18 protein-coding genes are annotated in these 18,738 nt (G+C 40.5%); 17 read left to right on the forward strand and 1 reads right to left on the reverse strand.

Annotated features, from left to right (window positions below; translation table 11 throughout):
• Nucleotides 1-181: 181 nt before the first annotated feature.
• The 10 genes from H9647_RS20800 to H9647_RS20845 all read left to right on the forward strand — a co-directional run bounded on the left by H9647_RS20800 (nucleotide 182) and on the right by H9647_RS20845 (nucleotide 10,817).
• Nucleotides 182-1,714: an Imm26 family immunity protein gene (locus H9647_RS20800; RefSeq protein WP_191803649.1), complete on the forward strand. Its 1,533-nt coding sequence runs from the start codon at nucleotides 182-184 to the stop codon at nucleotides 1,712-1,714.
• A 425-nt stretch (nucleotides 1,715-2,139) separates the two neighbouring features.
• Nucleotides 2,140-2,289: a hypothetical protein gene (locus H9647_RS20805; protein WP_191803651.1), complete on the forward strand. Its 150-nt coding sequence runs from the start codon at nucleotides 2,140-2,142 to the stop codon at nucleotides 2,287-2,289.
• A 92-nt stretch (nucleotides 2,290-2,381) separates the two neighbouring features.
• Nucleotides 2,382-2,720: a hypothetical protein gene (locus H9647_RS20810; protein ID WP_191803653.1), complete on the forward strand. Its 339-nt coding sequence runs from the start codon at nucleotides 2,382-2,384 to the stop codon at nucleotides 2,718-2,720.
• Nucleotides 2,721-2,974: 254 nt separating this feature from the next.
• Complete coding sequence (locus tag H9647_RS20815; protein WP_225229459.1) at nucleotides 2,975-4,072, forward strand: peptidylprolyl isomerase; 1,098 nt, start codon at nucleotides 2,975-2,977, stop codon at nucleotides 4,070-4,072.
• Nucleotides 4,073-4,533: 461 nt separating this feature from the next.
• Complete coding sequence (locus H9647_RS20820; RefSeq protein ID WP_191803655.1) at nucleotides 4,534-4,965, forward strand: GNAT family N-acetyltransferase; 432 nt, start codon at nucleotides 4,534-4,536, stop codon at nucleotides 4,963-4,965.
• A gap of 227 nt (nucleotides 4,966-5,192) precedes the next feature.
• The gene (locus H9647_RS20825; protein ID WP_191803657.1) at nucleotides 5,193-5,759 is read left to right on the forward strand and encodes an RNA polymerase sigma factor; all 567 of its coding nucleotides are present in this window, start codon (nucleotides 5,193-5,195) and stop codon (nucleotides 5,757-5,759) included.
• Nucleotides 5,726-6,679 (forward strand): hypothetical protein, encoded by a 954-nt coding sequence (locus H9647_RS20830; protein WP_191803658.1) that lies wholly within the window; start codon nucleotides 5,726-5,728, stop codon nucleotides 6,677-6,679. The genes H9647_RS20825 and H9647_RS20830 overlap by 34 nt, the downstream gene beginning before the upstream one ends.
• A 458-nt stretch (nucleotides 6,680-7,137) precedes the next feature.
• Nucleotides 7,138-7,935 (forward strand): Nif3-like dinuclear metal center hexameric protein, encoded by a 798-nt coding sequence (locus H9647_RS20835; protein WP_225229460.1) that lies wholly within the window; start codon nucleotides 7,138-7,140, stop codon nucleotides 7,933-7,935.
• 54 nt (nucleotides 7,936-7,989) lie between these two features.
• Complete coding sequence (locus tag H9647_RS20840; protein ID WP_191803662.1) at nucleotides 7,990-8,664, forward strand: GntR family transcriptional regulator; 675 nt, start codon at nucleotides 7,990-7,992, stop codon at nucleotides 8,662-8,664.
• A 68-nt stretch (nucleotides 8,665-8,732) separates the two neighbouring features.
• Nucleotides 8,733-10,817: an alpha-glucuronidase family glycosyl hydrolase gene (locus H9647_RS20845; RefSeq protein WP_191803664.1), complete on the forward strand. Its 2,085-nt coding sequence runs from the start codon at nucleotides 8,733-8,735 to the stop codon at nucleotides 10,815-10,817.
• A 93-nt stretch (nucleotides 10,818-10,910) separates the two neighbouring features.
• On the opposite strand, the gene lpxA is transcribed toward H9647_RS20845, so the two are convergent.
• On the reverse strand, nucleotides 10,911-11,729 hold the full coding sequence (lpxA, locus tag H9647_RS20850; RefSeq protein ID WP_191803666.1) for an acyl-ACP--UDP-N-acetylglucosamine O-acyltransferase: 819 nt from the start codon (nucleotides 11,727-11,729) through the stop codon (nucleotides 10,911-10,913).
• 415 nt (nucleotides 11,730-12,144) lie between these two features.
• Between lpxA and H9647_RS20855 the strand changes: the two genes are divergently transcribed.
• The 7 genes from H9647_RS20855 to H9647_RS20885 all read left to right on the forward strand — a co-directional run bounded on the left by H9647_RS20855 (nucleotide 12,145) and on the right by H9647_RS20885 (nucleotide 18,721).
• The gene (locus H9647_RS20855; protein WP_191803669.1) at nucleotides 12,145-12,657 is read left to right on the forward strand and encodes a sigma-70 family RNA polymerase sigma factor; all 513 of its coding nucleotides are present in this window, start codon (nucleotides 12,145-12,147) and stop codon (nucleotides 12,655-12,657) included.
• A gap of 48 nt (nucleotides 12,658-12,705) precedes the next feature.
• Nucleotides 12,706-13,875: a hypothetical protein gene (locus tag H9647_RS20860; protein WP_191803670.1), complete on the forward strand. Its 1,170-nt coding sequence runs from the start codon at nucleotides 12,706-12,708 to the stop codon at nucleotides 13,873-13,875.
• Nucleotides 13,872-14,870, forward strand: a complete 999-nt coding sequence (locus H9647_RS20865) for an ABC transporter ATP-binding protein (RefSeq protein ID WP_191803672.1) — start codon at nucleotides 13,872-13,874, stop codon at nucleotides 14,868-14,870. Before H9647_RS20860 ends, H9647_RS20865 begins: the two co-directional genes overlap by 4 nt.
• On the forward strand, nucleotides 14,867-15,754 hold the full coding sequence (locus tag H9647_RS20870; RefSeq protein WP_191803674.1) for an ABC transporter permease subunit: 888 nt from the start codon (nucleotides 14,867-14,869) through the stop codon (nucleotides 15,752-15,754). Before H9647_RS20865 ends, H9647_RS20870 begins: the two co-directional genes overlap by 4 nt.
• Nucleotides 15,755-16,108: 354 nt before the next feature.
• Nucleotides 16,109-16,885 carry an ABC transporter permease gene (locus H9647_RS20875; protein WP_191803676.1) on the forward strand — a complete coding sequence of 259 codons (777 nt, stop codon included), beginning with the start codon at nucleotides 16,109-16,111 and terminating at the stop codon, nucleotides 16,883-16,885.
• Nucleotides 16,882-17,730 carry an ABC transporter permease gene (locus H9647_RS20880; protein WP_191803678.1) on the forward strand — a complete coding sequence of 283 codons (849 nt, stop codon included), beginning with the start codon at nucleotides 16,882-16,884 and terminating at the stop codon, nucleotides 17,728-17,730. The genes H9647_RS20875 and H9647_RS20880 overlap by 4 nt, the downstream gene beginning before the upstream one ends.
• Nucleotides 17,731-17,743: 13 nt before the next feature.
• Complete coding sequence (locus H9647_RS20885; protein WP_191803680.1) at nucleotides 17,744-18,721, forward strand: ABC transporter ATP-binding protein; 978 nt, start codon at nucleotides 17,744-17,746, stop codon at nucleotides 18,719-18,721.
• The last annotated feature ends 17 nt before the right edge of the window (nucleotides 18,722-18,738 follow it).

Raw genomic sequence — 18,738 nt, forward strand, 5'->3', positions numbered from 1 at the left:
GTAGTTCAATGGTAGAACTTCAGCCTTCCAAGCTGATAGCGTGGGTTCGATTCCCATCACCCGCTTCATAGTAAACCTCTTCGCCGAAAGCGAAGGGGTTTTTTTGTTAGAAAATGCGCGAAATCAGATTCACGAAAAAAATGAAGCGAACATAGGATTGAAAGATAATGGAGAATGAATCATGAGGAAAAAGAAAGTGAATATTGGTGATATTTTTACTATTTCACTAGATGAAAATCGTTACGGGTATGGACAAGTAGTTGAGATTGGAGAAATGTATGACATTCTAATTGCCTTCGATTTTGTCAGTCGCGATAAAATATTAGATGTGCAAGAAATCTTAAGTAAGGACATCGTGTTTCTTTTAAGAACAACCATTGTAAACATAGATGATGGTTATTGGGATGTTATCGGAAATGCAGATTTACCTACAGACTTATATATTCCTAAGTACTATATTCGAGATGGAATAGATGATTTTGAGGTAGTTACTGCGAGTGAGCATTTTGTTCGTATTGCTACAAAAGAAGATTTGAATAAGTATTCAGAGAACATCGCATACTCCGCAGGATATCTGGAAGATGCCCTGAATGCCATATTAGATACACAAAATTGGAAAACGTTATTCAAGGAAATGATATATAAGCCTATAAAAGATGATTATTACCCAAATTTCGCGTCTTTACCTAACAGAAAAGTAAACATGTTTAGCGAATTTTCCAAAGGTAGGCTTGAAATCATTAATAAACTGTCAGAAGAAGAAGTGTACAAGCTGCTGGCTTATAAAGATTTAGAGATTATCCAGTTCTCAAATCCAGTTGATCAGTACACATTAGAATTATTAAATAATATATTATTCTCTGAAAGAGATGATGTTGAACTTCGGATTTATGGAGATTATAACAGTGATTTAAGCTTTCTTTCTATAATGCACAATGTGAGTCGCTTAACTTTAGATTGTATAGTGAGCGAGGTAACGAATTTAGATACGATTACCCAGCTTAATAAATTGAAAGAACTACATATCGGTATTTCCAACTTGGATAGCTTTGAAATTTTAAACCGTGTAACTGACAGCTTGGAGTCTATTACTTTAGGTCAGACGAAATCTAAAAAACCTGATCTATCAGTTCTTGAACGATTCAGTAAATTGAAAAATATATATATCGAAGGACATACCAAAAACATTGATGCGATCAGTAGTCTTAATCATCTTGAGAATGTTACGTTGAGGTCGATAACAACAAAAAATATAGAGTTTCTAACATCTCTGAAAAAATTGTCTTCACTTGATATTAAGCTTGGTGGGATAAAAGATTTTTCTGCTATCGAAGGAATGGAAAATATCAAGCACCTGGAGCTATGGCTGATTCGTGGTCTTAAGGATCTATCGTTTATCTCTAGTTTAACCGGACTGCAATCCTTGTTCCTTCAATCACTTAAAAATGTCGAAGTACTACCAGCGTTAAAAGGGTTGTCTCAATTGAAGAAAATAAACATTGAAGACATGAAAGGGCTTAAGGATATTAGTAGTTTAGGAGAAGCCCCTGCACTAGCTGAATTCATACATTCGTCGGCAATGAATATGGATATTGATGATTATATCCCGTTATTAAAAAATCATTCTGTAGAAAGAGTTTCTGTTGGGTTTGGTAGTGTTAAACGGAATAAAGCATTTGAAACAATGTTAAAAAGTTATGGTAAAAAAGAATGAAGGTATCATCTTTATTATCTCTGTCTAGAGAAAGAGCATCCGATTCAATGTCCGGCTGCTTTTTTTAGGTTGTTTAAGTCCTGAATATGGTAAAATAAGGGTGTGTTTTAGAATTTAGAAGCGAGGTAACCATGAAAGGTCAAAGGGGAGAGAGCTCTGGTGTAATTCGGATCTCATATATTCTAGGGATCATTGCATTGTTGTCGATGTTTTTAACTACTCTACTTAGCATTACGTTTTCAATATTATCAATAATCGCAAGTTTTATAGCAGTGATTTTGTATAAGAATCGAAGGTCAGTTAATGTGCTCTTATTTAATGTGGTAGTGTTTTTTGTACTTATTTTAGGGCTGTATTTTCTTTTTTCGAGCTTTGTCATTTTGGAATAGTGATTTTCTAATGAAGTGAGAAAGTGGGGGAATCTGATGAGGAAATTATTGATAGTAGCTATTTGTAGCTTTACGCTGCTTACAGCTTGTTCTCAGAAAGATGATTCATTAGAAGGGTATGAGAGTCAACTTGAAGAAGAAAAAACAAAATTTACGGAAACATTAAATGAAAAAGAAAAAAGATAGAAGAATTAAATCAAACGATTCAGCAGCTGAATACACAGATTGATAATTATAATATAGAAAAAGAAAACTATGCTTTTATAAGTAATATTTCAATGGAATTTGTTCAAGCTCACACAACAGGAGATAAAGACAAACTTCGCCAATTGTTATCAGACGACATCGTGCTTGAAGAAAAAGATAACAAGTTATACGCCAAAAACGCTCAGGGTTATGAATGGCTCTTATTTAATAATGAAAAAAAGACTCAATTCGATGATTGGGTAATCCAGGGGTATGAATATGATCGTGAATCAAATACATTTCATATCTTTATAAGAGAATTCTATACCAACATAAATGGTGAACCTGAAAGTCCTCCAACATTCCTACATTTAAGTTTTATAAAGGTTAACGAGGAGTGGAAGATTCATAGTTTAGAATTTGACGTATAGGAATTAATGGTGTGCTTATTTATCTGACAAACGTGCAAAAAGACCTTGTTAAGGTCTTTTTTATTTATTACTAATTTCTATCAAATTTCTTTCGAAAGAGTGAACTCGAGTGGAATAGTCTAGTATCTATCTTTTGGTGAAAAGTTATTGAATTTGATATCTTTTAAAATTTTTATGTTATTTTAATGTTTTGTTTTATAAAACCTTTATATTTAATAGAGTGAGAAGGAAATCGCGAAGGGAGATTTTAAAAATTGGATAATAAGCCATTACAAAACGATAATGAAGAAGAAAAGAAAGATTCTTTAACTGAAGAGCAGGAAACAGCACAGCAAGAAACATCTCCAGAGACAGTAGTACAAGAGGAAAATGCGGAGAAGTTAGCAGATGATAATTCTGAGGTTACTACAAAAGGCAAGAGCAGCTTAGTTTGGATGATTGTATCAGGAGTTCTTGCTGTAATTCTTATTATCGTACTGATCAAGCCTCCGTTCGGAGGAGACAATGAAGCCGTGGCTTCAGTCAACGGTACCAAGATTACGAAGGATGACCTATATAACGAATTGGTAGCACTCGGAGGCACGTCCACACTTGATAATATGATTACTATGGAACTCATTGACCAAGCGGCAGCGGAGGCTAACGTCTCTATTACGGAAGAAGACGTGAACGCTGAGATTGAATCGCTCAAGACGCAATTTGGCGGTGAAGAAGCCCTAAATTCAGCTCTTGCCCAATCAGGCATGACACTTGACGACCTCAAGGAAAACACAGAAATACAAGTGAAAATCCGTAAAATTTTAGAGCCGCAAACAACGGTGACAGACGAAGATATTAGCACGTACTACGAGGAGAACAAGGATTCGTTTGCTACTCCAGAGCAGGTAAGAGCTTCCCATATCCTTGTAGCAACGAAGGAAGAAGCTGAAGCGATTAAGAAAGAGCTAGATGGAGGAGCAGACTTTGCAACCCTGGCATCCGAGAAATCTACAGACACAGCTTCTGCAGCAAATGGCGGAGACCTTGGATTCTTCGGTGAAGGTCAAATGGTAGAAGAGTTCGAGAAAGCGGCTTTCTCCTTGGAAATCAATGAGATCAGTGAACCAGTCAAGTCCGATCATGGTTACCATATCATTAAGAAAACCGATTATAAAGAAGCTACAGATCCAACCCTTGAAGATAAAAAAGAAGAGATTCGTAAGTTGCTAGTAGATCAACAAGTTAGTGAACTTTCTTCAACATGGTTGTCCGATCTGCGTTCCAATGCAAAGATAATCAATAAACTTGAGGAAGAAGAGACTACTCAATCTACAGATTCTACTGATCCTTCAGAAACGACAACAACTGAATAAAGAGCTTAATATCGGAAAACGATAGCTCTATCAACAAGAGGAGACGGTAACCATTTATGGGTTGCCGTCTTTTTATTTTTTACTTTTAAATAAAAGACTCTACTGCGGGAGATAGCATTGATTTTATGGGCAGGATTGGTTCGTTGTTCAAAAAACTTTTTACCAAACATGATAAGTTAAATCGATTGATTATGTGTTTGTTATTAATCTACTCTGCGATATCTGTTTTTCTTTAAGCCTAATTTACTTTTTGAGAACCTTGAATTTTAAATTTAGGTTCTTTTTTTGCAGCTGATCAGGAAAGTTTGAATTTAATTAATTATTTCCTTGTCTGAGTGTCGCTAATTATGACATGATGTACCAAAATAGAGAGGATTTCTCAAATAGTATAAAGTTGAACTAACGGGCAGGGCCGTTCACGAACAATTCGGGATAACTGATAACTTATGGGGGAATAGAATATGATCGAATTTAGGGAGATCGATAGAAATAACCTTTTTGATGTTATTAAGCTTGGTGTAGCAGATGGACAGAAAGAGTTTGTAGCAACGAATTTGTTTTCTATAGCACAGGCTAAGGCATTTCCGGAGTGTATTTGTTTGTCGATCTACCACGATGACATTTTAGTAGGATTTACGATGTACTGTATAGATTATGAGGATAAGGAATATTGGATCTCCCGTTTAATGATTGATGAGAAGTATCAGTCAAAAGGCTATGGTAAGGCTGCCATGGAGAAGTTAATCGACAGGATTAAAGAGGATAAAAAGCATAAGGTAATTTACATCTTTGAACCAGAGAATACTTGGGCAAAGCATTTATATGAGAAGTTAGGTTTTGCAGCAGATGGTCGTGTAATCGAGGGGGAAGTAGTTTACAAGCTGGAGTATTAATACAAGCAGGAGATGAGAGCCTTGATAGATTGTCAGGTTCTTTTTTTGTTGTGATGAATGTAAATAAAGCCCCCTTATCCTTAGCGGCATAGCAACGTATTAGGGGTCATTTTTAGAAGTAATGTACTTAAAGAGAATTTACATATTTAGTTTACTGTGTCCGTTTTCTAAGTTCACAACTGTTATATAGATAAACAAGCAGAAAGGGGGAGAGGGCACTGGAGCGAATGGAACAATACATAGCTGACGTGAAGGCCGGAGACATCGAGAAATTCAGTTATATTGTACATCAATATGAAAGGCAGATATTCATCTATTGCAGTCGGATTCTGAACAGCGAACAAGATGCGGAGGACGCGATCCAAGAGATTTTCTTTAAGGCGTACAAGTCGATTGATTCCTACAAATCGAAGTATAGTTTTAATTCCTGGCTGTACAAGATTGCTTATAACCACTGTATTAATGTCTTGAGAAAAAGAAAAGTTTATGAGAAGGCTAAGTCTTTGCTTTTTATGGAGGAGCGAAGCAAAACAAATACGGATGTTCATGAGCGAAGTATTTATAGTCCTGCATTTGAAAAAGTATTTCTCAGTCTCAGTCATGCGGAGCGGAGTCTACTTATTCTTCATGTATTTCACGAAAAAACCTATCAAGAAATATCGGAGATAACAGGAACCAGCTCAGAAGCTGTACGAAAAAGAATCAGCAGAACAAAGATGAAAGTGAAAAAAACATGGATGGAGCGGGAGGATGAGGAGGAATGGACATTTTCACTAATGAAAACCAAAGCATAAGGCGACATAGTGTAACGGACGAAGAACTTAAGCAGATTTCGGTTGTCCCTCGTGTTATAGATCAGATCACGAACTCAACAATGAAGAAAAAAAGTAACCATAGATGGAAAACAGTGTCTTTGTTCCTTCTCTTCTGTGTGTGTATTGCTTCGGTAACAACCTATGCTGCCGAGGAATTTGCGAAAATCTATAATAAGAAGGGGAAAGTCGTCGTTGACACATATCCTATGAAAGATCGTAACTATTATTCAAAAGAATCTAAACGGATAGAGAAATTGAAACCAGAAGCCAAACCCGGTGAACTCACAGCGTATTTTCCCATAGAGGCTGACTTGCAAGCCTATCTTGGCCCAAATGAAATTCTTTATGAGTATAAACCCATCCAATATTACGATATTAACGAGTATTATAAGAAAGCAAAAAGTACAAGTGCACCAGATCTGATATCCCCCCCCTATTTGTCCAAAGGATACACGTTTCATTACGCAACGATTTGGCCAGAATATCCTTCAGCTGGAGATGGAGAAGGTTCCGAATATGATAAGCTGCTTCAAAGGCTGAGTTTAAAGGCAAAGGGAAGCAAAGAGAAAATATCTGCAGAGACTCTGCATTGGAGTAAGTCCGGTGGCGTCATTCTCTATTTTTCTACAAAAGAGGAACCGTACAGCCTTACAGTCCTTGCCTCGTATGCTATCGGAATGAACGTACCTCAACCAGCTGGCGCGATAAGCAGGAAAATAAAGATAGGTACACAGGAAGCCGTGATTGTACAGGATCCAAGTAATACTTACTTTAATACTAAAATCGCTTGGTATGATGAATCAACTTCCACAGCATACTTTATGGAAGATAACGCAAGTGAAGCTTTAAGTGAAGAAGAGATGGTGAAGATGGCGGATAGTCTAATTCATGCAAAATAATCAAGGCAGCACTCATATAGAATACGTAACTAACCATAGGGTTAGGATACAAGATTCTTAAGGGTGCTTTTTTTGTGGAAAAGTAAAGCGATGGATGAACATCAACAAAGATGTTCCAAATTAAAGAAATATATTGAATAAAAGGGAATAGAGGATTACAATAAATCCAACTAACATACTAGTATGGTTAGTGGTTGGAAATTAATGATTTTGTTGCAACTTCATTGTTCGCTTATTTTTTACTGAAAGGTGCATAGCATCTGTATAAATGAAGCGGACTTTTTTCACAACAAATTTGTAAACGGTTTTTTAGGTAGGGTAAAAGATAAAAGCACTTTCTCTGAAATCTTCGATTATGATCTAACGTATTGATCAAGGGCAGCAATTTTAAAGATTATGAAGGTAAAATAATTTTCTTTTCTGATCTAAGTCACAGAAGGTAAGGTGATCATTTGTCATTGACCGTTCAAGAAGTAATGGATGTGCTTCCTCTTGCATCTGGACCTGAAGGTTCTACGGTGGATGGGCTTATCACGGGGAATTTGAACCAGAAGGTTCAGGGAGTGGCTGTTTCCTTTGTTGCTTCTCATGAAGCTATTGAGAAAGCAGCACAGCTTGGAGCAAATCTTTTCATCACCCATGAAGGTGTGTTTTATGAACATCATGGGAGCAGAGCAGAAAAGGAACTAAAGAATCCTGTTATTTTAAGAAAAAAGGAACAGATCGAATCACACCAAATGATCTTATACCGATATCATGATGGCCCGCATCAAGCGGTTCCCGATATCATCACGCATGGACTTCTACAAGCGTTAGACTGGGATACGTATCATCAATATAGCCATCTGAAGTATGCTTGTCTGGTTACCCTTCCCGAGCCGCTCAGCGTGCAGCAGATCGTTCAACATCTGAAAGATAGACTTGATCTTCCTTATGTTCGTTTTGCTGGAGACAGTGAACAAAAGTGTAGTGAAATTGCTCTTACTGCCGGTTATCGGGGCGGAAGTAATATCGCGCTTTCTTTATTCACGGAACAAAGAATCGATTTACTAATAGCAGGAGAAGGTCCTGAGTGGGAAACACCCGAATATGTACAGGATGCGGTGAGTCAAGGAAGCCCGCAATCACAAATCCTGATTGGTCATGCAGCTAGTGAAGAGCCGGGAATGAAGGCAGTTGCTCAGCAGATTCGAGATCATTTTCCGGATCTTCCGGTTTATTTTATACCCGCATCTCCAGTCATTAAGGTGCTGTGACATAGTAGCTAACTAGAGATAGATATAAGTATTGGAGAAGAAAGAGGGAACCGTATGTCTACAGAACAGAAGCTCAAAGGGTCTACTCGGGCTTACTCTTATCATTATTTGAAAGATAAAATCATGCACTTGGAACTGGAACCTGGAAAGAAAATTTCCGAGAAAGAGATATCAGAGGAACTGAATGTAAGCCGGACTCCTGTACGCGAGGCTTTTATGAAACTGGCAGAAGAAGAGCTGCTAGATATTGTGCCGCAAAGTGGAAGCTCGGTATCCCTGATTAATCTTGCGCATGTGGAAGAAGGAAGATTTATACGAGAGAAAATTGAGAGAGAGATTGTAGCTCTTGCATGTGAATCTTTTGATGAAGAATACAGGTTTCGAATGGAAACCAATATTGCTTTGCAGGACGTCTGCGCAGGCAGAAACAATGTTTACAAACTTTATGAGCTTGATGAAGAGTTCCATCAGATTTTGTTTGAGGGTACAGGAAAAGCACGAACTTGGAAAATGCTGCAGCAGCTCAATATTCATTTCAATCGTCTGCGTCTGCTCCGATTGTCCAAAGACTTGAACTGGGATAATATCATTTCTCAGCACAAGGAGATTTATCAACTGATTGTGAACAAAGAAACGTCACAGGCTGTTCAAATTATGGAGAATCATTTGCGGCTCGCTGTGGTGGAACAAGATTTCTTGTTAGAGAAATATCCGCACTATTTTGTCTAATTGAATCCATTTCATAGTCCATTCATTGGCTTTAAAAACTTTCAGAAATAGAGAGGATGAGTGACCTCATGACTGAGTTGGAACAGCTTCCTTATTCTTCGGCCGACAAAGGTTGGTTACGATATGAGAAAAGACAGGATGCACCTTGTTTATCCAGGATTGTAAGACATAGCTCCGCATCAGGAGAAGCAGTAGAGTCCGCCGTACGGGAACTTCGTTACGCTATTCTCCAGATGACCGGAGATGAACCTGAACTAACAACGACAGCGAACCTATCTGATACTGCTCATCGTCCGTATATTCAGCTTGCTATGGTCTCTGCGGAAGATTTGCCTGAAGCATTACAGACAAAGGAACTCTCTCAGCAGTTGGGGGAGGAAGGGTTTGCCCTGAGGTCATTGCCGCAAGAAGAAGGTGAATCCGTATATATTATAGGAAAAACAGAGAAGGGCTTACTGTATGGAACGTTCCATCTGCTGCGGCTTCTGCAGTCAGAGGGACAGACACTTACTCAGCTAGATGTTATCGAAAATCCGAGGAACCCACTCCGCATGATGAACCACTGGGATAACATGGACGGTTCGATCGAACGAGGATATGCAGGACGGTCGATTTTTTTCAAAGATAATCAGTTTGTGCAAAATGATGGGCGGATTCGGGACTACGCAAGGATGATGGCTTCGATTGGGATCAATGGAATTTCTATTAATAATGTAAATGTCCATAAAGTAGAGACGAAGCTGATTACGTCAGAGTTTTTACCGGATGTAGCGAAAGTAGCTGGGATCTTTAGAGCTTACGGAATTAAATTATTCCTAAGTGTCAATTATGCGAGCCCGATTCAACTCGGAGGACTTGAGACAGCAGATCCTCTTGATGAAAGAGTCGGTGCATGGTGGAAGACGAAAACGGAAGAAATATATAAGGTGATACCAGATTTCGGCGGATTTGTAGTCAAAGCAGATTCGGAGCACAGACCCGGACCATTTACGTATGGAAGAACCCATGCAGATGGCTCGAATATGCTCGCTGAAGCACTGGAACCTTATGGCGGAATCGTGATTTGGCGCTGTTTTGTATATAACTGCCTGCAAGACTGGCGGGATCGAACAACAGATCGTGCAAGAGCTGCATACGATCATTTCAAACCGCTGGATGGACAGTTTAAAGATAATGTAATTTTGCAGATTAAGAATGGACCAATGGATTTCCAAGTACGTGAAGGGGTATCTCCGTTGCTTGGTGCCATGCCGAACACGAATCAAATACTGGAATTCCAGATCACTCAGGAATACACGGGACAGCAAAGGCATCTCTGTTATCTGATTCCGCAGTGGAAAGAGATACTTGATTTTGATACATACGCCAAAGGTGCCAAATCCGAGATTAAGAAAGTAGTGTCTGGCGAACTGTATCCGTATTCGCATAGCGGGATTTCAGCTGTAATTAATGTCGGGGATGATGACAACTGGACAGGACATACGCTTGCCCAAGCGAATTTGTATGGGTACGGACGACTGACTTGGAATCCAGATTTGTCTGAACAACAGATCACCTCGGAGTGGATCCATCAGACGTTTGGAAATGACCCCGATGTTGTAGAACATGTAAGCTCCATGCTTGCTGCGTCTTGGGGGATCTATGAAAGTTATACCTCACCGCTTGGAGTAGGCTGGATGGTCAATCCAGAGCATCATTATGGGCCTAACGTTGATGGATATGAATATTCGGTCTGGGGTACGTATCACTTTGCCGATTGCGATGGGATTGGGGTAAATCGTACGGTAAAAAACGGCACAGGCTACACAGGTCAATATTTCCCGGAAAATGCCGAACGATATGAGTCACTTGTGACCTGCCCGGATAAGCTTTTGCTCTTCTTCCATCATGTGCCGTATACACATAAGCTGCATTCGGGAAGCACAGTTATCCAACATATTTATGATACTCACTTTGCCGGAGTAGAAGGAGTAGAGAATCTTATTCAGCAGTGGAGCAGTCTGGAAGGAAAGATCGATGCGAAACGTTATGCGGGTGTGATGGCAAGACTTGAACATCAGCATAAGCATGCTAAAGAATGGCGAGATATTATTAATACGTATTTCTATCGTAAATCAGGGATTGCAGATGAACAGAACCGGACGATTTATTAGGGTTTGAAGTTCTACTGTACGTAAGCGAAAAAAGCTGCTGAGGAGCATTCCTCGCAGCTTTTTTTGAGTAGCCTGAAATGAACAAGGCAAAGGTCAATTGTTATTAGGAGGAGTAAACTTATCGTTCATTCTTGCGATCCCTTGTGTCGATTTATTTAGAAATTGAAGTGTATGGTGCTTGCATTCCGACGGAGGTAAGGCATTTATCGCTTCGATAGATTTAGCAAGTGATAACTTCTGGCGAAATAAAATAGAGTGTATTTCTTTTATGATCTTCACTTCATCTCTGGATATGCCCTCTTTCCTTAACCCGAGAATATTTACACCACATATATCTCCACGTTCACCGTTAGCTAGAGAGTAAGGTACAATATCTTGGGAAACACCGCTCATCCCTCCGATCATGGAAAGCTTACCAATTTTACAGAATTGAAGAATACAAACCTGGCCGCCAATAAATACATAATCTTCAATCTCCACGTGACCCGCTAATTGAGCACTATTAGCAATGACGATGTGATTACCCAATATAGCATCGTGCCCGATGTGGACGTAATTCATAAGGAGATTGCCATCTCCTACACGTGTTACACCATCACTCTTGTGTGTTCCTTTACTAATTGTTACATACTCCCTTATTGTGTTGTTATCACCAATAATCAGGCGATCTCCACCGTTTTTACATGATTTATCCTGTGGGACTGCACCAACTATAGCTCCTTGAAATATCTGATTATTCTTCCCTAACTGTGTGTGTGAACCAATAAGAACATGGCTTCCAACTTTGCATCCATCTCCGATTTTGACTCCTTCTTCAACAATGCTGAATGGCCCAATGGTAACATTCTCTCCGATTACTGCTGTTGGATGAATAATAGCTGTAGCATGAATAGTCAACGTTGAACTGAACATTTTTTATCCCTCATATCTAAAGTGATTTATAAATCTATCAGATTATGTCGAATTATAGTTGTTTTAGGAAGTTTTACGATGAGTGTGTTTTTTGGTTTCTTCTTATCTGGACGAGCTGAGTGCCCTGTTATTGCCCCTGTTATCAGTTTAACAAAGAACTAATCTTACACTTCTCTTCAGTGAGTTATTCTCCAGAAAATTTCCATATTTTCTATAATTCGAGGTTTTTTCTACATCTCCATCTTATCAATCTATTTGAACGCTGAATTACGATGTTCGATATTTTATAATAAGTGAATCCATTTCTTAATTCATCAAAGCAACTAAAGATATGTTGAAAATTAATTTAAGTGCTACAAAATAAATATAAGGTCCGTCTTATAGATAGCTGCAGCTGAAAGGAGACGAATAACGTATGGAAGGACCGGAAATCGATATTTTCCGCACCGTATTTGAAGAGCATTATCCGATTGTGAGACGTAAACTTGTTGCACTAGTTCAGGATGAAGCCGCGGCGGAAGATCTTGCGCAAGAAGTTTTTATCAGGTTATACCGTAATCCGCCTGACGATCCGGCCGCAATGGGTGCATGGTTACATCGTGTACTGACTCGCATCGGATATGACTATATAAGTAAACAGATTAGAGAACGCAAATTAAAAGATAAACAGGAGCAACATTATGATATGGGGCAGCAGATAGCCTCCGGAGAAGAAGTGGTGCTAAGGCGCATGGATCAAGAAGAAGTTCGGGAGTGGATGGAAGAACTGCCTGAACGAGATCGTAAGGTGCTGATGCTAAAATACTCCGGTTACAGCTACGCTGAAATTGCCGAGGAACTGAACGTAAGACCGCCTCTTGTCGGCTCCATGCTGAGCCGGGCAACGAATAAATTGAAACGGAAAGTACTAAGAAAATCGGTGACTTAGGATCTTTGCCTCACGAGAATATGGAATGATAAGGAGTTGAATGAATCCATGACCTCTATAAAAGATAACAACGAAAATGAACGGATAGATGAAGCATGGGAAAAGCTCACATCCAAGCTCCAGAAAGAGGAGATGAGCCCCAAATGGGCAACTTGGGCGTCGAGCCAACTGGATATGAAGAAATCAGAAGAGATAGAAATAGATCAAACAAATCGAGTTTCCACAAATACAATCAAAGGAGAGATGAGAGAAATGAAGATAAATGAAGAAGAACAAAATTTAGTGAATAGGAACCAAGGTAATAAGCCGAAGAGAAAGAAAGCGAGAAGACATCCTGCGAAAAAGTGGATTAGTATTGCAACTGCTGCAGCGATTGCCGGCGTGATGGTAGCAACACCTATTGGTGATAAAGCACTTGCTGCGATCCTGAATCAATTCCGAATGGAGGAAGTTACATCCGTAGATGAAGGGGAATTGATGAACTTGTTTAACACGATCTCAGAAGGAGCCGGGGAGCAAGAGTTTATAAATAAGTATGGAACTTTTACGAGTGAATCTGGGGAGTACTTCAAAACGGAGAACAAGACAGCAGAGCAGATCGCAAATATGATCGGTTTACAAGCCGTAACTGATGAATTGATTGATCCGAAACATTCTGGAATTGCTAACAGTTCACAGACGATAACGATGAAGCTGGATATACCTAAAGTAAATGCAACGATGAAACGACTGGGAGCAGATCATCTTATGCCAGAATCACTAGATGGTAAGCTTATTACATTCGAGATTCCTGCAATGTTATACCAGATCTATCAAACAGATGATAATAAAAAAAGCGCATCTCTATACCAACAAAAAATTCCGACAGTTAACGTAGACTCTTCTGTGGCAGTTGAAGACGCAGTAAAAGCAGTGCTGAACTTTCCGCTATTGCCAGATCGAATGAAGTCAGCAATCCAAACGGAACAGATATTGAACGGAAAACTTCCTATTCCAGTAATTACTAATGGCAATGCTGAGAAAATAAGTGTGGACGGCAATTCTGTCATTTTAGAACAGAAAAGTGACAATTACTATGGAGAATCAGGTAGAGAAGAGATTGTTAATTATACGGCTACATGGACTAAAAATGATGTGGTCTATCGCTTAGAGGGGTACACATTGTTCGATACAAAAGAGAAAATGATCCAAGAAATCAAGGAGCTGATGAATCAGTGACAGCAGCTATTCATACTGAAGGATTGACGAAAGAGTTCGATAATGGTCGTGGATGCCGTGATGTATCGATCACCGTTCAGAAAGGGGAAGCCTTTGGCTTCCTCGGCCCGAATGGAGCAGGGAAGAGCACCTTTGTAAAAATGCTGGTCGGTCTGATTCATCCTACAGAGGGAACAGCAACCATCTTTGGACATCCGATTCATAGTCTGGAAGCGAAGAAGCGAATTGGTTACTTGCCGGAGTTATTCAGGTATCAAGAATGGCTGACAGGAGAAGAGGTAATTAAACTTCATGCAAAACTATGTGGAGTAGATACAAGAACAGCCAAAGAGCGAATTCCAAAATTGCTTGATGAGGTAGGACTTGGGAGCCGGGGAAAGGGCAAGATCAAGAACTATTCTAAAGGTATGCAGCAACGTCTTGGACTTGCGGCAGCGCTTGTTAGTGATCCTGATATTATTTTTTTGGACGAGCCTTCTTCAGCCCTTGATCCTGTTGGACGTAAAGAGGTTCGCTCGATTCTGATGAAATTGAAAGCAGAAGGTAAGACCATCTTCTTAAACTCCCACATGCTTGAAGATGTAGAAGCGGTATGTGACCAGATTGCACTTCTAAATAATGGGGAGATTCTGCGTACGGGCGATATAGGGAATGTACTTCAGCAAAAAGTAACCTATCGATTTAAGGTAAGCGGTTATACACCACTTGTGAGAACGTGGCTTCAGGATGAAACGGGTTTTGAATTTGAAGTAGAAACGCTACATAAGCCGGACTCTTCTACTAATACGGCGCAGCAAGAGCTTGTTATTTCAGGACATGATACGGTCTGGCTCAAAGCCGAATTACAGAATGAAGAACAGGCGGGATGGATTAATTCATTACTCATTGAACAAGGGCTTACGCTTTATGAAGTTGGGAAAGAGAGCGGTAAATTGGAAGACTGGTTCTTAACGGCAGTGAAGGGGCTTAGTCATCGGGGGGAACGAGACGTATGATGCTCATTATGCAGATGACCTGGAAAGAGATGATTCGTAAGCGGGTTATGGTGCTCGCTATGATTCTTACGATACTATTCCTAATTGCTTACTGGTTTATTGCGGATGCTGTCGCAGGAAGTGAGAGCTTTGGGGGATTTTCGGATGGCAATTCTATCATTACTAACTATACGACGGGAGTTCTCATGATGATGATCGGCTTCTTCTTTGCTGGTTTTGTCATTGCGCTGCTCTCGATCTTTAGCTCATTCTCTTCGATCGCTGGGGAAGCAGAGCAAGGAGTCATGCAGGCTCTGCTTACACGTCCGATATCAAGAACACAGTTTTATATTGGGCGGTGGCTCGGATTTGTCACGCTGCTCTGCTGTTATACGCTGATTTTATATACAGCAATTATGGTCATTACGGATATCCATGCAGCAATCCCTAAAGCCTTTATGGTTCATGTTAAGGCACTGCTCTTGCTTGCTCTCATTATTGTTCTGCTCGTTTCACTTACGATGCTCGGTTCTACTAAATTTTCATCGCTCGGAAACGGTGTGTTTATAACCATGTTATTTGGAGCGGGCTGGCTTGGCGGCATGCTGGAGAAGGTACAGAAGATCGGGATTTTTGAGGCCTTTGGCGCAGAAGAAATCGGTAATACGCTGTCTAATATTTCGGGACTCATGTCCATCATTATGCCAGTGGATGCGTTGCAGCGAAAAATGATGCATGGGCTCATCGGTCTTGATGAACTAGGCAGTGTCGTTAATGTAAGCAAGATTCTATCTGGATTTTTCATTGGAGATGTTCCAACGGGTACCTTTGTAATCTATGCGATGTTATATGCTGCGATTGCTTTTGTATGGGGAGTCCTGCGATTCCGAAAGAAAGATCTGTAGTTTCTATTCAAATAAATAAGTTTTACAGTTAAAGATATTATAATTGATTCGAAATGATCGTAATAAAATAAATAAGACCATCGGGCCAACGAAGGAAGGCTGCTGCTTTCATCTCTTCTGCGTAGATTCTAAAGCTCTGTTACTAGCGCAGGAAGAGATATTGTAGAGAGCATTAGACAACTTGGACCCGGTGGTTTTTTGTGTATTTTAAAGTTCTATGACGTAAATTTCTACCTGCAAAAAACAATTGTATTTACCTTCCATATTTGGTATGATAGTGCCCTTCTCGCATTTCACCTTGTCTGAAGTAGACGCACGGCTGGCGTCTCAACCAAGCTTATCGGAGGTGTATTCATGCTCTATTTCACCCTGGCCCGTAAGGCCTATGCAAGAAACTTACAGTACCGCGGTGCACATATGGTGCACAATGTCGCAAGTGCTTTATTCGGTTATCTGTACGCCTGTATCTGGATTGGAATTGGGGAAGGGCGCTCTCTAGGAGAATACGGAACGCAGGGGATGGTCAGTTACATTGCATTTACGCAAGCATCTCTTTGGGTAACGTCTTTTCTTACGAATGGCCTCGGTATCCCGGAGTCTGTAAGAACAGGTCATATCTCTATGGATCTGATGAGACCCGTTCATCTCTTTACGCATCTCATGTCTAGAGAATGGGGGCAGATTCTCTATCAGTTTCTGTACAAATCCATTCCCATCTATCTCGTCTATCTCATTGCCTTCAAGCTCAGGGTGCCAGATAACGGAGCGACGTATGTCTTAACTGCGGCAAGTTTGCTCGGTGCTGGTTACATGGGAATCTGTATCAATTATCTCATTGGGGTTACCGCGATGTGGACTACGGAATCAAGCTGGCTGCAATGGGCGAACCATGCACTTATTAATTTACTTGCGGGATTTTTTATCCCTATTGAATGGCTTCCTAAAATTCTTCAAACAATTGCCTGGTGGTCACCCTATCCGTATCTTATGTATGTACCGACTCGCATTTACCTCGGTTATGAGGATGGCTCTCTACTAATGGGAACACTGCTACGGATGCTAATACTCACCCTGATCTGTTTTCTTGCTACCTACTATCTTCGCAGAAAAGTGGAGGTGCAGGGAGGATGAACACAGAGACGGAGACACATTCATCACAAAAACATAACACTTTCTATCCACTTCGCACCTACTTAGAACTTTACGTATTACTGATCCGCACGAGCATCAAAAGTTCCATGCAATACAAACTCAATTTCTTTCTCGGTTCTTTTCTCGCCGCTTTTATTCAAATTGCTGAATTTCTGATGATTGCGATTGTTCTTCATCGGTTTGGAGCCATTCAAGGCTGGAATATCTATGAGGTTGGTTATCTATTTTCCATCATGACTTTATCAAAAACGGTGTACCGCTCCATTGCGAACGAAGTACATCATCTTGAAAAATATTTAGTCAGCGGAGATATGGACCAGCTGCTAACAAGACCACTACCCGTTCTTATCACTCTACTGCCGCAGCGTTTTCGTATCATGCTTGGGGAGTGGTTGCAAGGAGGATTTGTCTTTGGCTGGTCTATTCATGGAATGATGAGCAGCGGCCAGATTGGATGGATTGCTGTACCGCAGTCTTTATTGGTGGTCTTGACGGGGGCTGTTCTTTTATTTTCCATTGGCCTTGCTACTGCGACAATTGGATTCTGGACGACAAGAATCAGCGAACTCCAGACATTTACGGAAGATGCAGCGGGTACGGCTGCAAGATTTCCGCTCTCCCTTTATCCGAATTGGCTTGCCGGGATGCTCCTTTTTGTGCTGCCAGTAGGTCTAGTCAATTATGTTCCTGCCCTTTATATCTTGAGAGGGGAATGGGGGGCGTGGATTTTTCTCATCATTCTATTGGCAGCGATGGGCTTTCTCGCCCTCAGCCTGCGTTTTTGGAAATTTGGCATGACAAAATATCAGAGCACAGGTAGTTAAGGAGGAGTCAGGTATGATCGAAGTACAAGGCTTACATAAGGAGTTCAAAACGCCTATTGTGAAAGACGGGAATTTTGCGGGACTCCGCGCTTTATTTTCTAGAGAATACACGGTCAAACATGCCGTTCAAAATATCAGTTTCCAGATCGAACCTGGAGAATTTGTAGGTTATATCGGTCCGAATGGTGCAGGAAAATCGACGACGATAAAAATGTTAACCGGCATCCTTCATCCGAGTTCAGGAAAGGTACGGGTAAATGGAATGAATCCGCATCAGCAGCGAAGACAGGTAGTAAGACGTCTTGGAGTTGTGTTTGGTCAGCGCAGTCAGCTGTGGTGGGATCTTCCGGTAAAAGACAGCTATGATATCCTCGCCAAAATGTACCGTGTGGATGATAAGGATAAACACAAAAGGCTAGAAGAGTTTGCAGCTCTTCTAGACCTGAAAGAATTCTGGGATACACCTGTACGCAAATTGTCGCTTGGACAACGGATGCGTGCCGATCTAGGTGCTTCGATGCTTCATGATCCGGATATTCTGTTCCTTGATGAACCAACGATTGGGCTTGATGTAAATGCAAAGCGGAATATTCGATCTTTCTTGAAACTGCTGAACCGTGACTTTGGTAAAACGATTCTGCTGACAACCCATGACATGGATGATATCGAACAGCTATGCAGCAGGGTAATGGTCATTAACCATGGACAGCTTACGTATGATGGCACGGTGCAATCTCTAAGAGAGAATATAGGTCTGCCTACTATTATAAAAGTTTCGTATCTTCAAGACATTCAGAGTTCAAGTCTGGCCGGATTTCATCATGAAGCGGTGAAGATAATAGGCCGTACCGAGCGAACAATTACGGTAGAAGCGAATCGGAATCGTATAGGTACGATGCAAATTCTGGCTCAGCTTGGCGAATGGGGTGAACTTGCAGACGTAGAGATGCAGGAACCTGATTTTGAAGATGTTATTCATAAAGTATATTAGATTAAATCGGAAGGTCA

It is taken from the genome of Paenibacillus gallinarum, from assembly GCF_014836635.1.
In the GTDB taxonomy this organism is placed as follows: Bacteria; Bacillota; Bacilli; order Paenibacillales; family Paenibacillaceae; genus Paenibacillus; species Paenibacillus gallinarum.

Coding starts and splice junctions, on each gene's coding strand:
- H9647_RS20800 (WP_191803649.1), top strand. CDS start 182: ATGAGGAAAAAGAAAGTGAATATTGGTGATATTTTTACTATTTCACTA.
- H9647_RS20805 (WP_191803651.1), top strand. CDS start 2,140: ATGAGGAAATTATTGATAGTAGCTATTTGTAGCTTTACGCTGCTTACA.
- H9647_RS20810 (WP_191803653.1), top strand. CDS start 2,382: ATGGAATTTGTTCAAGCTCACACAACAGGAGATAAAGACAAACTTCGC.
- H9647_RS20820 (WP_191803655.1), top strand. CDS start 4,534: ATGATCGAATTTAGGGAGATCGATAGAAATAACCTTTTTGATGTTATT.
- H9647_RS20825 (WP_191803657.1), top strand. CDS start 5,193: ATGGAACAATACATAGCTGACGTGAAGGCCGGAGACATCGAGAAATTC.
- H9647_RS20830 (WP_191803658.1), top strand. CDS start 5,726: ATGGACATTTTCACTAATGAAAACCAAAGCATAAGGCGACATAGTGTA.
- H9647_RS20840 (WP_191803662.1), top strand. CDS start 7,990: ATGTCTACAGAACAGAAGCTCAAAGGGTCTACTCGGGCTTACTCTTAT.
- H9647_RS20845 (WP_191803664.1), top strand. CDS start 8,733: ATGACTGAGTTGGAACAGCTTCCTTATTCTTCGGCCGACAAAGGTTGG.
- lpxA (WP_191803666.1), bottom strand. CDS start 11,729: ATGTTCAGTTCAACGTTGACTATTCATGCTACAGCTATTATTCATCCA.
- H9647_RS20855 (WP_191803669.1), top strand. CDS start 12,145: ATGGAAGGACCGGAAATCGATATTTTCCGCACCGTATTTGAAGAGCAT.
- H9647_RS20860 (WP_191803670.1), top strand. CDS start 12,706: ATGACCTCTATAAAAGATAACAACGAAAATGAACGGATAGATGAAGCA.
- H9647_RS20870 (WP_191803674.1), top strand. CDS start 14,867: ATGATGCTCATTATGCAGATGACCTGGAAAGAGATGATTCGTAAGCGG.
- H9647_RS20875 (WP_191803676.1), top strand. CDS start 16,109: ATGCTCTATTTCACCCTGGCCCGTAAGGCCTATGCAAGAAACTTACAG.
- H9647_RS20880 (WP_191803678.1), top strand. CDS start 16,882: ATGAACACAGAGACGGAGACACATTCATCACAAAAACATAACACTTTC.
- H9647_RS20885 (WP_191803680.1), top strand. CDS start 17,744: ATGATCGAAGTACAAGGCTTACATAAGGAGTTCAAAACGCCTATTGTG.